Annotated in this window: 1 pseudogene; it reads left to right on the forward strand. The window is 44.8% G+C overall.

The annotated features are described in order from the left end of the window. Positions 1-228 (forward strand): annotated as a pseudogene (locus CWC17_RS19130) (serine hydrolase); the annotation flags it as partial. Between the last annotated feature and the right edge of the window lie 2 nt (positions 229-230).

The following is a 230-nucleotide window of genomic DNA, read 5'->3' on the forward strand; positions in this document are numbered from 1 at the left end:
CACTTTTTGCCTTACGCAAGCCCACCCGCTTATGGCCACACTGGTTGGACGGGCACAGTTACGGTTATTGATCCAACCTACGATTTAGACATTATTTTATTGACAAATGCGCGCCATACAGCAATAAAAGGAACCCAAATACACTCACAGGTTTTGGGCAAACAATACGATCCCGCGCAATATGGCTCGTTAGTATCGCTCATTTACGCAGCACAACTACCTCAATAAAT

This window comes from Pseudoalteromonas sp. S3785, from assembly GCF_005887365.1.
Taxonomy (GTDB): domain Bacteria; phylum Pseudomonadota; class Gammaproteobacteria; order Enterobacterales; family Alteromonadaceae; genus Pseudoalteromonas.